Origin of the sequence: Anaerobacillus alkaliphilus, assembly GCF_004116265.1 — a bacterium.
GTDB lineage: Bacteria > Bacillota > Bacilli > Bacillales > Anaerobacillaceae > Anaerobacillus > Anaerobacillus alkaliphilus.
Map to the genome: position 1 here is coordinate 667,741 of NZ_QOUX01000046.1, position 12,583 is coordinate 680,323.

A 12,583-nucleotide genomic window follows, 5' to 3' on the forward strand; every position below is an offset into this window, starting at 1 on the left:
TTTTTTTGTGATTTGTGATAAAGTTATCTAGAGGTGAATTATGGAAAAAATAGCATATCTCTTTATCATCATTGGTGCTGCTCTTTGGGGGACAATCGGGATATTCGTACAGAAACTATATGAGTATGGATTAACACCGATACAGGTAGTTACTGTCAGAGTTACATTCGCTGCCATCATCTTACTATTAGCGTTACTCATTAAAAATCCATCTTTATTAAAAATTGAAAAGCGTGATTTTAAATATTTTATTGGGACAGGAATTTTTTCGATTGTTTTTTTTAACTGGTGCTTTTTTACGGCTATTCAAGAAGTATCTCTTTCAGTAGCTGCAGTCTTACTCTATACCGGGCCTGCATTTGTAACAATCCTATCAAGATTTTTATTTAAGGAATGGCTCACAAATCGTAAATTATTAGCTTTACTTCTCACATTATTTGGATGTGTCCTTGTCATCGGACTATTTCCTTTAGAACAAACACAACTTAGTTTATTTGGGATTTTAGTTGGTTTAGGTTCAGGACTTGGTTATGCGCTTTATAGCATTTTTGGTAAATATGCATTAGCAAAATATGACTCCCAAACAGTTACAACCTACACATTTATTTTTGCAACGATTGCTTTACTACCAACGAGCGGTCTATGGAAAGTCGAAAATATAGCTTCAACAATGCCAATCTGGGGTTATGGCTTTAGTTTAGGACTTTTTCCAACAGTTTTAGCTTACTTACTTTATACCAAAGGGCTAGAAAAAGTGGAAACTAGCAGAGCCTCAATCACCGCAACAATTGAACCTGTTGTTGCAGCTTGCATAGGCATTTTCATGTTTGGTGACTTTTTAACAAGTTGGCAATTTATTGGAATTCTTTGCATTTTAGCAGCAGTCTTTTTTGTTCAAGAAAAACAAAAGCTACCAATTAGTATTGAAGCAAAAAGGTACCATGCCTAGGAGAGTACTGCAAACTTTGCAGTACTCTCCCTAGATGGTACCTTTTTACTTGCGTCATTCAGTTGATTTCTTCATAATACTTTCGTAACTGCGTAATTCTCTCAACCATAGGTGGATGTGTATAGCGAAAGAATTTCACGATTGCTGGTGGATTAACATCAGATAAACCTTCTGAGGATAACCGTTGAAACGTCGAAACTGCCGATTCAATATCATTGGTCAGTTCGATTGCATAACGATCCGCCTGGTATTCATAGGCCCTTGAGACCATATTTGACATTGGACTTGCTGCAAAGCTTAACAAAGATAGAATTAATAGTATTATTGGTATCGCTGCAAGATCATGATGCTTTAGATTCATTTTATTTCCGTACTTCCGGATCGTTACATGATAGAGTTTCCCTACAATGAATAATCCAATGAAGGAAAGAGCAATCGTACCTAGTAGTAACTGTCTTAAATGATGAAGATCATAGTGTCCCATTTCATGAGCCATAATAAATAATACTTCATCCTGTGTTAACCTCTCGAGAGTTGTATCCCATAAGACAATCCTAAGATTTTTTCCTATGCCATTTACATATGCATTTAAAGCATTTGTTTTATCGGACATTTTCACTTCGTACACCCTATCAGCAGGTATATCCGCTTGTTCAGCCATTTGTAATACTGCTATTTCTAGCTCCTTATCTTGAATTGGGTAAAAATCATTATATAAAGGGTCAATCACAACCGGCTGAAGAAACATTAGAAATAATGTAAACGGTATAGAAAGTAACCATGTATAAAACCACCATCTTTTCGGACTTTTATTAATTAGAAACCAAATCACATGGACCACGATAATTAATAATATGGCTCCGACCCAAAAACTAATAAATTGATCTTTCATCCAGCTATGAAATGTTTGAATGGAAATCCCATACTGCTTACTAATTGAGTAGGAAAGATATTTAAATGGATACGATAAGATAAAGCTAACGCAAGATAATAAAATAACATATAAACCCGTTTGAAAAAGATGATATTTCACAACCTTCTCGGACCAACGAGCAAAAAGTTGACTGAGTCCAAAGAGTAAGACGAATAAATAAATCATCCATTCAAATGGGGTATGAATGAAGTAAATGACATTTCTCCACTTAGATAGTTCAGAAGATAAAACTAATTGTTCTTCACTCATAAACATTTGCGGATCTGCTTCAGTACCTATGTATTGTGCCGGCAAAGGAGTTTCAACTAAGACTAAATAGGAACTAATCAAAACTGCATAAACAGCATATATAATCAAAACTCCTAAAAAAAATTTCTTCATAACCTCTTCCCTCCCAAAATAAAAGTCCATAAAACGGAATAATTTTATGGACAAAGTCTTCCTATATAAGTTTAGACCAATAATGAGGAAATAGAACTTAATTTTTCTAGATCTAATTCTCTAAAGTGTGGACCATTGTTATTATTTATGATCTTTATTGAACCCTTTCATCCATTCCATTTGCTTTGGTCCTTCTGCTGTTATTGAAAAATCTTCATACACGATAGTCTCACCCTTATAGGTAACGCTCACATCAACATACCAGTCACCGCTCATAGCTAGCGGTAAGTCTATCTCATATAAGCCCGTGTCAACCTTATTCATAGTTCCTTCAATTGGGTGGTTCATCATTTTCATATTCATAAACATATAAACACTTTCAACATCTAGAGCTAGTCCGTCTTTATTCTTTATTTGAACAGTATATGTATGAAAATCATTGGTTGATATAGTTTGTCCATCATCTAGAAACGTGACTTGTACTTCAGCCGGAGGATTACTAGTGGAACAGCCGGTTACTACCATTACCATAATAAAAAATGTCATAAATAAGTTAAACTTTCTCAAAATAATTTCCCCTTTTTTTAGTATGATGACTGTATAGAAAGATGCATCTCTTTTTTCAACTCTATTTTAACACTTAAACTACCATAGTAAAGGAGACTATCAAATGGTTAACAAAATATCCATTGTTCTTGTTTTATTTATTTTAGGAGGGATTGGATATACTCTATATGGCTTTTTTGCTGTTGATAAAAACCCGGATATAATAACTGTAGAACGATTTCATGGTGAAGAACCAATCTTATTAAACGATTACATCGGGAAAAAGAAAACTATTTTACAGTTTGTTATCGTGCCATGTGAGTGCTGTTCCTTTTCTATGCCTTTTATTCAGGATTTTGCTAGAGAACAGGATGAATTTGAAGTAATTACAATCATTTTCCATGGCAAGAGAAAAGAAATCCAAGAAAAGTTTGAAAATGAGTACAAAGCAACACACTTATATGGACTAGATTTAGACAGAAGTATCGCAAATCACTACGGTGCGAATGTTTCACCCACTTATGTATTCTTTGATGAAGAAGGAAATAATCTAGGTTCTTATCCTTTTATTATTTTAGATGCAACTGAGCTTCTTCAACGCTATGAGGATGTTTATCATAAGTTCCATAAAGGAGAATAGCTATGGATTATATTCTAGCTTTTACTGCAGGAATCCTATCCTTTACATCGGCTTGCATCTTACCACTTATTCCAAGTTATTTAGCAGTTATAACTGGGCTTTCCATTACTAAACTTAAAGATAGTCGTCATCATCGTTCAAGGATTATTTTACGAATTAGCATGTTTATCCTTGGTTTGATCATTCCCTTAATTTTACTTGGGATGACTGCCTCTTCATTAGGTTCAGTTGCATTAAGCTATTCAGAGAACTTCTCTAAGTTATTTGGGTTTATCGTTATCTTATTTGGATTACATTTACTTGGCCTATTGAAATTTCAGCTACTAAATAGAGAGTTCCGTTTAGATTTTCTATTTAAAAAGAAGAATAGTCTATGGAGTGTCGCTCTGATGGGGTTAGCCTTCGGGTTTGGTTGGACCCCTTGTATTGGACCTATGCTAAGTTCCATCTTAATCATGGCTGCCGACTCAGAGACAATGTGGCGTGGTGGACGTCTGTTGTTTGTATATGGGTTAGGTTTAGGATTACCGTTTTTAGTAATCGGAATAATTAGTACACTTGGCTTCCAATTCCTAAACAATCTAAAAAAACATATCCGCACTATTTCATTTATTAGCGGTGTGCTTTTGGTGATTTTAGGGGTTTTACTGATTACTGGTAATATGGCCTATATTACTCCTACATTATAAAAGGCTGTTTTCGCAAAGTTTATTACTTTCGTAAAAATCCCAAAAACTGGATTTTTACACAAAATACTAATTATTCACAACTAATTTAGTAAGCATTGCTCTTTTCTGACTTAATTTATTGCTGATATCTTCATCTAGTGTATGTTTCCAATTATTTTAGGGTAAAAAAGCAACGATATTTACGAAAAGAGCCTTATAAAAAAGCATCGGGAGTCAATCCCCGATGCTTTTTCTTATCCCTGTATTGGTGGATAGATATCTTTTTTATTGTCCTTTTCATAAATTCTAAGTGATATGAAGACAATTGGAGCTAACAAAAGGCCCCATAAACCAATTAAGCCATAGCGAATGAAGTCAAAGATGAATTCCTCAGGAAAAATCTCTTTTACCCCAACTTGGATGGCAAACATCCCTGCAATCCCCACCACAAAAGCTAGAATTTTTCTCCCAATACTTTTGCTTATTTTCATATTCACAAGCTTTCCTTCTAATAAGTAACCAACTCCAGCGCCTAAAAGGATACCGGAAAATTTAAAGCCCTCTTCCTCTGGGAAAATAAATAACAATAATAAAGGTACAATAATTGCTAGAACCCATTTTACAGTTAGAGATAAATTCGTTACATACTTATCTAAGAAAACGGCAATCGTAATAATAACAAGACCTAGCCCAACGCCAACAAGTATGTCAGTTGGCCAATGAAGGCCCGTATAAAGTCTAGAAACAGAAATAAGACAAATTAGAACTGCCGCACTAACCATTATCTTTGTGGATCGACTAGAATAAGCGAGATAACCCCATAAGGTTGCAGATCCTTGAGCATGACCGCTCGGAAACGAATCATGTGGATAATGACTTCCTACTTCAGCTGAACTCACAAAAAGATTGTTTACCCCTTCTGCTCCAATTGGTCTAGTGATTGCATAGTGAATTTTTAAAAATGAGTTTACGTACATTGATAAAATAAAAATGTAAAATAGCCTAAAACCGGTTGTCTTAGAAAAACACCAATACACAAGCGGTAAAATCAAAAAATAAAACTCTTCATTCCCTAAGAATGTTAAAACTCTTGCAATTTCAGTCAAAAATGGATTTTGTAATTGTGTAAACCATTGCAATATTTCTAATTGACTCATTATGTACCCCCTTATATCTTTTTTCAAGCTAAATCTAGCTTACTATCATTATAATAAAAATGAAATCTAGCATTTCTATAAAACATATTTTCTCACAAATTACCACAATTTACGTTAATTATGTGGATATCATGAATTTGTAATAACTGCTACTTTTTTAACGAACGAAACATTGTATAATAAAAGCATAGAGAAAGACAAAGAAGAGAGGGTGAGTTAAATGGGTATTAGACTGAATAAGATGTTCTTCTTCATGTTTGTAGTTCTGCTTCTAGCATTAACTGGGTGTAATAGTTCAACAGAAGAAGCAAATTCTTATAATTTTCCTGATTACGTTTATAATGCAAAACATCCCGGTGCTATGGCAGCCTATCAATATGCTGTAGATGCTGAAGAAGGGATATTAGAACATATTCCGTGTTATTGTAATTGTTATATTGATCCTTTTAATCATAATAACGTGAAAGATTGCTTTATCTCTAACACTGAAAGTACTGATGATTTAGTAGTTTATGATGATCACGGCGCTGGCTGAGGTATCTGTATTGAAATTGCACTGGATGTGCAAAAACTACATGAACAAGGAGTATCTTTAGTAGATATTAGAAACTATATTGACGAGAGTTATTCCAAATTTGCTGAACCAACTCCTACACCTCATCCACATGGTCATTAAAACTGAATTTAAATAGTTAAAGAAGGCTCTCCTACAATAAATTATAGGGAAAGCCTTTTTTTTGAAAACCTTTAGATGTCTAGATATACCGGAGGACGAATCAGTGGGATTGCGTCTAGATTTTACAAAGCACTACTCGTTAAGGAACTTATCGGCTTAGATGAAGGTGGTGCAAAATAGTACCCTTGTGCTAGTGGGATCCCGATAGTTTTACAGAATTCAGCTTCCTCTTTTCTTTCTACCCCCTCAGCAAGAAGGATAATATTATATTCATTGGCAATCTGAACAATCTTTGCAATTGTTTCTTGCTTCTCCTTGTTTTGATCACAATAATCAATAATTGAACGATCGAGCTTTGCGTAATTAGGTTGTAATTGCTTTAGTACTTCCATTGTCGCAAAACCAGAACCTAAGTCATCTAATGCTACCTTTATTCCATGTTTCTTGTATACATCAAAAATGTTTTTCAGGTGATTTATATCATCAATTCGTTCCGTCTCTACTACTTCAAAAATTAGATCATTTGCATCTACACCGTACTTTTCTACCGCAGCAAAAGTACTTCTCAGGCAATGGTTCGGGTCATAGATCGACGATGGTAAGAAATTAATAAATCTTTTGAATCCGTTTTCCACAAGTTGTGCACTAGTTTTTATTGAAGAGACTCTCGCCTGACTATCTAAAAGTGATTGCAAACCAGCTTTCCTCGAGAAAGAAAATAATTCCCCAGGATTAAAGCTTATATCACCTGATGGCCTTAATAAAAACTCATACCCATATACGTTTAAATTTTTCAAAGAAACGACTGGTTGTAGAAAACTTGTAAAAAGTTGCTCGTTAATGATCGTTAAATATTCTCTATTACTTGCTCTGTGATAGAATTCAAGAAATGGTGTATTGGGTGAAAAGTGCTCAGCATTAGCTTGGATGTGTTTCGTTATACAATATAACTTTCCTTTTGTATCTTGATTAAACGAATGGTCAATTTCTTTTAAAACTGAAATTAACTGTTCAATAGATTCATACTGGAAACGGACATGAAAATCTTGTCCATGATACGAAATATCTATGTTAGTTAAAAGTTCTTTAATAGATGTCATAATAACTTGATTTATTGATTGAATTTCAATTATACCTTGATCAAGGATATAAAACTCCTTTGTACATTTGGAACAGCTTTCCATTGTCTCAACCCCTAGTTGCATTGTTTAATTAAATCCTACCATATCTAGCTTCCTGCTTGTATTCTTTTTGCTTACAAAAAGAAAAAAAGTGACATAAATAGTTTGGTTACTATCTATATCACCATTTTATTTTAGAAGGTCATATTGCTCTATCAGCTTTTTTGCTGCCAAGGTAACTGATATCTGCCCTTCTTCGATTTCTTGTTTATACTTTGGCAAATTTACTTTTATACTAGCGTGTTCATAAAATCGTTGTAATAGTTGAGATTGCAATGTTTCCTGTAGCCATAAAAATAATTGCTCTTTTCTTCTCTCAAAGTACACGTTAGTTTCTTTTGTATGAGCAATATAGTCTCCCACAAGATCCCAAAGCTGAGTTATCCCTTCTCCGGTAATGGCAGAGCATGTATACGCTCTAGTTTCCCAGCCCTTTGTCGCTGGTGGGATGTAATGAAGGATCTGGTTGTATTCTTCTTTTGCAGCCAATGCTTTCAGTTTGTTATCACCATCGGCTTTATTAATAAAAATAGCATCAGCTAATTCTAAGACACCTTTTTTCATTCCCTGTAGCTCATCGCCAGCTCCAGTAATCATTAAAACAATGAATAAATCAACCATTGACCTAACCGTCGTTTCACTTTGACCGACACCTACTGTTTCTACGATGATGACATCATACCCAGCTGCTTCACAGACTAGCATTGTTTCTCTACTTTTCCTTGCGACACCACCTAAAGTACCGCCAGCTGGTGTTGGCCTGACAAACGCTCGTTTGTTTCTTCCTAACTGTTCCATTCTAGTTTTATCTCCTAGAATGCTTCCTTTCGATATTTGGCTACTAGGATCAACAGCTAGAACGGCGACCTTGTGTCCTAAACTACACAAATAAGTTCCAAATGCCTCAATTAATGTACTCTTTCCAGCCCCTGGAACACCAGTGATACCTATTCTGATAGAGTTCCCAGTATAAGGTATCAATTTAGTGATGACTTCCTGTGCGAGATCAAAGTGCTTTTCAGCATTACTTTCAACAAGAGTAATTGTCTGGGCTAAAATAGCACGATTATTTTCTAAAACTCCATTTACGTAGTCATTGACATCTAATTGTTTCTTTCGTCTAGGAGCTTTCTCGTTTCGGTCCATAGCCATCTCCTTTCAAATGTAGAACGTAGATTTTCAGACATTCTACATTCTACATTCTACATTCTGAATTCCTCATTCTTCATTAAGTTGCTCGTTAATTTTTTCTAACACTTTCAGAGCTGCAACTGGAATAACTGTACCAGGTCCGAAAATGGCTGCTGCCCCTTGTTCAAATAAATAGTCATAATCCTGTGGGGGAATTACTCCACCAATAATGACTAAAATATCATCACGCCCGAGCTTCTTTAATTCTTTCACTACCTCAGGAAGCAATGTTTTATGACCAGCAGCGAGCGAACTCATGCCAATCACATGAACATCGTTTTCGACAGCCTGAATAGCTGCTTCTTCTGGCGTTTGGAATAGTGGTCCAATGTCTACGTCAAAGCCTAAATCAGCAAACGCAGTTGCAATTACTTTTGCCCCTCGGTCATGACCATCTTGACCAAGTTTTGCAATCATAATCCTCGGTCTTCTGCCTTCATTTTCAGAGAATTCATCGGCTTTCTGTCTAACGCTATTAATTTGTTCTTCTTCGGCAAACTCAGCACGATAAACTCCACTAATCGACCTAATCACTGCTTTATGCCTCCCAACAACTTTCTCATAAGCATCAGATATTTCACCTAAACTTGCTCGAGCCCGAGCTGCTTCAATTGCAAGCGCTAATAGGTTACCATCACCTGACTCAGCGGCTCGTGTTATTGCTTGAAGTGCTTCAGAAACTTTCTGCTCATCACGGTTATTCCTTAAATACTCGAGTCGTTTTATTTGTGCTTCCCTAACTGCCGAATTATCAATATTTAATATTTCGATAGGATCTTCTTGTTCAAGCCGGTATTTGTTCACACCGATGATTGTTTCTTTTTTCGAATCGATATGAGCTTGGCGTCTCGCAGCGGCTTCTTCAATTCTCATTTTTGGTAGCCCTGTCTCAATTGCTTTTGCCATTCCTCCAAGTTTCTCAACCTCTTGAATGTGACCCCAGGCTTTTTCTGCCAACTCTTTTGTTAATGTTTCTACATAATAAGAGCCACCCCAAGGATCTAACACATTACAAATTCCTGTTTCATCTTGCAAAAATAACTGGGTATTTCGAGCTATCCTTGCTGAGAAGTCAGTTGGTAAAGCAATTGCCTCATCTAAAGCATTTGTGTGTAAAGATTGAGTATGGCCTAACGTAGCTGCTAATGCCTCAATACATGTTCTTGCAACATTGTTAAAAGGATCCTGCTCTGTTAAGCTCCATCCAGAAGTTTGAGAATGAGTACGCAAAGCTAGTGATTTTTCGTTTTTAGGGTTAAATTGTTTTAATAGCTTTGCCCAAAGTAATCTAGCTGCACGCATCTTGGCCACTTCCATAAAATAGTTCATACCAATTGCCCAGAAAAATGATAATCGCGGTGCAAACGCATCGACGTCTAACCCTGCTTCTATACCTGTTCGAATATACTCAATGCCATCCGCTAACGTGTAGCCTAGTTCAATATCAGCAGTTGCTCCGGCTTCTTGCATATGATACCCGGAAATACTAATACTGTTGAATTTCGGCATGTGCTTAGAGGTGTACTCAAAAATATCAGCAATTACTTTCATTGATGGCTTAGGAGGATAAATATACGTATTTCGTACCATATATTCCTTCAAAATATCATTTTGAATCGTTCCTGTTAGTTGCTCTTGGCTAACTCCTTGTTCTTCAGCAGCCACAATATAAAAAGCCAGCACTGGTAATACAGCACCATTCATTGTCATTGAGACACTCATTTTATCTAAAGGAATTCCATCAAATAAGATCTTCATATCTAAAATCGAATCTACTGCAACCCCGGCTTTCCCAACATCACCAATCACGCGGGGATGGTCTGAATCATAGCCTCTGTGCGTCGCTAAGTCGAAAGCAATCGAAAGTCCTTTTTGTCCGGCAGCAAGATTACGACGATAAAAAGCATTACTTTCTTCAGCCGTAGAAAAACCCGCATACTGCCTTACCGTCCACGGTCTCGTCTTATACATTGCCGGATAAGGTCCTCGTAAATATGGCGCAATTCCTGAAACATAGTCAAGATGTTCGAGCCCTTTTGTATCTTCACCTGTGTATAAAGGTTTCACAGTTATTTGCTCTAACGTTCGAAACGAATGTTCATCGGAGAACGAAGGTGCTTGTTGCTCAACGGTAGGACCCTTTTTTAACGTTAGTTTCGTAAAATCTGGATTACTCATTGACCATTTCCTCCTCTTCTCCATGTAGTTGCTTTAATAATTGATAACAATTCGTTCCCATATGAATAAATCCATTAAGGCCTATCTCTAGTAACTGATTTTCTAGAAACTCTTCCTGTTTCCCAGCTACAAAAATTTTCATATCAGGTCGCTGCTCTTTAACAGCTGCAACGATTTCTAGCGCTTGATCAAGGTAGTCTTCATTTTTACCACATAGAACTGCAATTGTTGCTTCGGTACTTATTGTCTGTTTAATAGCCTCTTCAACATCTGTAAAACCATTGTTTTTTATGACATCAAATCCACCAGTTTCAAAAAAGCTGGTAATAAAATCAGATCGTTGTTTGTGAGATGACAAAGGCCCGATACTTGTTAAGAAAACACTCGCAGATTGACCAGTTGCCTTATTCTTTTCACTTGCATAACGTAGTAACTCGAAAGCATCAGTTGCTCGAAAGCCTTCAATTCTTTCTATTGAAGTTGTGCTTCCTTTCACCAAGTCTTTCATAATTGTTTCTTGTGATGCTCCGTTCTTCCAGGCTTTAATAACGTCTACCATGATATTCCCTGGTTTAATCGAAAAATCTACTGGTTGTTCCTGTTTAGAGAGCTTACTTTGTTTCTCCACAACGTTTTTCATTTCCTCATAATGCTCTAATGGAAATGATTCATGATTATTAGGATACATAGTTGCACCAACAAAGACTAGTTTCCTTTTTTCTATATCAGCCTTTTTCTTAGCTGCTACTTCGTTTACAAGTTTTTGTGGAGTTCCCAAATTTAAGGCCTTGTACATCCCACCCAAGGCTTCTATTTGTTGAAATAGCTCCCAGCTCTTATTTGTTATTTCCTCAGTTAAATGCTCTACATACCAAGAGCCACCTGCTGGGTCCATTGTTTTGGATATATGTGCTTCTTCTTGAATAATAAATTGAATATTCCTTGCAATTCTGCGAGAAAAAGTATTTGGTAAAGCAAAGGCTTCGTCAAAGGGACTAACATGTAAGCTATTGACACTCCCAAGAGCGGCGGTGAACGCTTCAACAGTTCCACGTAGCATATTCACGTAAGGATCATAAATGGTTTTGGTCCATTGTGAGGTTCTTGCGTGAATTGTAAGCTTTTGACTTTCTTCATTTCCCCCGAAGGCTTCAATTACGTTTGCCCAAAGAATTCTCACTGCACGAATTTTCGCTAATTCCATAAATAGATTTGAGCCAATAGATAATGAGAAACAGAATGAGCCAGCAATTTCATTAATTGAAAATCCTCGTTCTTGTAATCCCCGAATATAGTAAACAGCTGTATCAATGATAAAGGCTAGCTCTTGAACAGCGCTTGCTCCTCCATTATGGTATGGACTACTATCAATAAAGACTGTCTTAACATCTAATTTATTGTCTAGCTTCCACTTAAGAATTTCTGCCATTTGATCTAAATAACGATCAATGCTATTTGGTAAAGATCCTTCACTAACTAATATCGATAGTGGGTCCATCCCAATGTAGCCTCTAAGATCGGTTAATGGTAAGTTATGCTTTTCATAATAGGCCGCAATAAGTCCTATGATGCTGGCATTTGCCCCAGATTGTATGACTAAGGGGTACCTATTAACTTTTATATCACTAAAAATTGTTTCTAAATCAGACAAAGTAGAGATGGCGGTACCGGATCGTCGAGAAGTCTTGCTTACCATCCCTTGCTTACTGTCACTATTTAGTACTAGATTTATTGCATTAACACCTTTTTGTAGATCTTCCTTTAACCATTCGTTTAGTTTTTCAGGTACTGGGTGGGTCATTTCTTGAGCTACCAGCCAATTGTTTTCAATTCCTGTGCCTCTGACAAACGGATATTGACCCGGTAGAGCTGAGAGAAATTCTAAACGATCGACATCTTTTTGTTGGTACATTGGTTCAAGTACTATCTCTTCGTATGTTCTTGTTAATAGTTTTGAAAAAGGAACTCCTTTTAATGATTTTTCAACAGCTACCTTCCACTCATCATACGTAGGTATTGGATAATCACAAATGTATTGGAAAATATTTTCTTTACTTTCTTTAGGACACATCTAATTAGTCA

The 12,583-nt window shown here is 36.2% G+C and carries 11 protein-coding genes; 4 read left to right on the plus strand and 7 right to left on the minus strand.

Features of this window, described 5'->3' with window-relative positions:
• Positions 1 to 40: 40 nt before the first annotated feature.
• Positions 41 to 949, plus strand: a complete 909-nt coding sequence (locus DS745_RS18500; protein ID WP_129079694.1) for a DMT family transporter — start codon at positions 41 to 43, stop codon at positions 947 to 949.
• A 58-nt stretch (positions 950 to 1,007) separates the two neighbouring features.
• On the opposite strand, the gene DS745_RS18505 is transcribed toward DS745_RS18500, so the two are convergent.
• Together DS745_RS18505 and DS745_RS18510 are read right to left on the minus strand one after the other, a co-directional pair.
• On the minus strand, positions 1,008 to 2,264 hold the full coding sequence (locus DS745_RS18505; protein WP_129079695.1) for a M48 family metallopeptidase: 1,257 nt from the start codon (positions 2,262 to 2,264) through the stop codon (positions 1,008 to 1,010).
• 141 nt (positions 2,265 to 2,405) lie between these two features.
• Positions 2,406 to 2,831, minus strand: coding sequence for a hypothetical protein (locus tag DS745_RS18510; RefSeq protein ID WP_129079696.1), 426 nt, complete (start codon positions 2,829 to 2,831; stop codon positions 2,406 to 2,408).
• A 103-nt stretch (positions 2,832 to 2,934) separates the two neighbouring features.
• On the opposite strand from DS745_RS18510, the gene DS745_RS18515 reads away from it, so the two are divergent.
• Positions 2,935 to 3,450 carry a TlpA family protein disulfide reductase gene (locus tag DS745_RS18515; RefSeq protein ID WP_129079697.1) on the plus strand — a complete coding sequence of 172 codons (516 nt, stop codon included), beginning with the start codon at positions 2,935 to 2,937 and terminating at the stop codon, positions 3,448 to 3,450.
• A gap of 2 nt (positions 3,451 to 3,452) precedes the next feature.
• A complete protein-coding gene (locus DS745_RS18520; protein WP_129079698.1) occupies positions 3,453 to 4,139 on the plus strand; it encodes a cytochrome c biogenesis CcdA family protein in 687 nt (228 codons plus the stop codon).
• A gap of 233 nt (positions 4,140 to 4,372) precedes the next feature.
• Here DS745_RS18520 and DS745_RS18525 read toward each other — a convergent pair whose 3' ends face one another.
• The gene (locus tag DS745_RS18525) at positions 4,373 to 5,275 is read right to left on the minus strand and encodes a phosphatase PAP2 family protein (RefSeq protein ID WP_129079699.1); all 903 of its coding nucleotides are present in this window, start codon (positions 5,273 to 5,275) and stop codon (positions 4,373 to 4,375) included.
• Positions 5,276 to 5,495: 220 nt separating this feature from the next.
• Between DS745_RS18525 and DS745_RS25210 the strand changes: the two genes are divergently transcribed.
• Positions 5,496 to 5,951, plus strand: a complete 456-nt coding sequence (locus DS745_RS25210; protein WP_421721832.1) for a PCYCGC motif-containing (lipo)protein — start codon at positions 5,496 to 5,498, stop codon at positions 5,949 to 5,951.
• Between the two features lie 122 nt (positions 5,952 to 6,073).
• Here the strand turns inward: DS745_RS25210 and DS745_RS18540 are convergent, their stop codons facing one another.
• The 4 genes from DS745_RS18540 to DS745_RS18555 form a co-directional block, all read right to left on the minus strand.
• Positions 6,074 to 7,135: an EAL domain-containing protein gene (locus DS745_RS18540; RefSeq protein ID WP_161568312.1), complete on the minus strand. Its 1,062-nt coding sequence runs from the start codon at positions 7,133 to 7,135 to the stop codon at positions 6,074 to 6,076.
• 126 nt (positions 7,136 to 7,261) lie between these two features.
• On the minus strand, positions 7,262 to 8,278 hold the full coding sequence (meaB, locus tag DS745_RS18545; protein WP_241657866.1) for a methylmalonyl Co-A mutase-associated GTPase MeaB: 1,017 nt from the start codon (positions 8,276 to 8,278) through the stop codon (positions 7,262 to 7,264).
• A 72-nt stretch (positions 8,279 to 8,350) separates the two neighbouring features.
• A complete protein-coding gene (gene scpA / locus DS745_RS18550) occupies positions 8,351 to 10,501 on the minus strand; it encodes a methylmalonyl-CoA mutase (RefSeq protein ID WP_129079703.1) in 2,151 nt (716 codons plus the stop codon).
• Complete coding sequence (locus DS745_RS18555; protein WP_129079704.1) at positions 10,494 to 12,572, minus strand: methylmalonyl-CoA mutase family protein; 2,079 nt, start codon at positions 12,570 to 12,572, stop codon at positions 10,494 to 10,496. The genes scpA and DS745_RS18555 overlap by 8 nt, the downstream gene beginning before the upstream one ends.
• Positions 12,573 to 12,583: the final 11 nt, after the last annotated feature.